1 protein-coding gene is annotated in these 1,183 nt (G+C 59.4%); it reads left to right on the plus strand.

Going from position 1 to position 1,183, the window contains the following annotated elements; genetic code table 11:
* The first annotated feature begins 224 nt into the window (after positions 1-224).
* Positions 225-1,178, plus strand: coding sequence for an IS110 family RNA-guided transposase (locus AQZ50_RS19870; protein WP_067749441.1), 954 nt, complete (start codon positions 225-227; stop codon positions 1,176-1,178).
* Positions 1,179-1,183: the final 5 nt, after the last annotated feature.

A 1,183-nucleotide genomic window follows, 5' to 3' on the forward strand; every position in this document is an offset into this window, starting at 1 on the left:
GCGGGAATTGTCTCTCGATAATCTGGTTTAAAGGTAGCGGGCTGGCGAGACGAGCTGCGGGGTGGCCACCCCGCAGCTCGTGGCGGCAAGGCGTCCGTGCGGGAATGGGTCGAAACGACCGTTGTCATCCAGGAACCTTGTCGCCCCAGCTTCGCATCGCTTGCTGACTTGAATGGGCCACCTCTTGGTACGCCCGCAGACAATTCGAAGCATGGGACCCGACAATGACCAGATATGCTCGCGAAATCCAGACCGCTCTTGGCCTCGACGTTTCTCAGGACACAGTAACCCTGTTTGACAGCGTGACCGGCCAGACCCACACGATCATCAATGACATCGACGCGCTCAGCGCTGCTCTTGCTCCCCTGCGCGACCGCGATCTCGCGGTTTGCGAGGCGACTGGCGGCCATGAAGACAGGCTTCTGAATGTCCTCCACGACCTTGGTATATCAGCACATCGCGCCGATGCCGCCAAAGTGAAGGCCTATATCCGGTCCTTTGGGAAACGTGCCAAGACGGACCCCATCGATGCTCGCTGGCTTGCCCGCTATGCTATTGATCGGGCACCTACATTGGCACGCTGGCAACCTCCGGAACCTTGCCAGGCCCAGATCGAAATCCTCGTTTCCCGACGCCTCGATCTCGTCGCCATGAAAAGCCAAGAGCAGAACCGGCTCAAAGCCCCTCGTGGCCATCTCATCGCTGATGATATCCGCGCTCACATCGTCGAACTCGAAGCCCGTATCTTGGCGGTCGAAAAACAGATCGACGAAATCATTGCCCAGCACCAAGCCTTCAGCGTTCGCGCCAAAGCCTTACGCTCAATCCCCGGCATCGGCCCTGTGCTGGCTCCCATGCTTATCGCCACCATGCCGGAACTCGGATCGATCAACCGACGACAGGCGGCGAGTCTGGCTGGCTGCGCCCCACATCCCAAGGACAGCGGAAAACTCAACGCGCACCGCTGCACCACAGGTGGAAGGCGCCAGATCAGGCCAGCACTCTTCATCGCGGCTCTTGCCGCAGCTCGCGGAAAAACTCCGCTCGGCGATTTCTACCGAGCTCTCGTCTCGGTTGGAAAACCCAAAAGACTCGCCCTCGCAGCCGTCATGCGCAAAATCATCACCATCGCGAACGCTCGAATCCGAGACGCAAATGCGCAGCCTCAACTGACTTGATGACG

Source organism: Novosphingobium sp. Fuku2-ISO-50 (genome assembly GCF_001519055.1).
In the GTDB taxonomy this organism is placed as follows: domain Bacteria; phylum Pseudomonadota; class Alphaproteobacteria; order Sphingomonadales; family Sphingomonadaceae; genus Novosphingobium.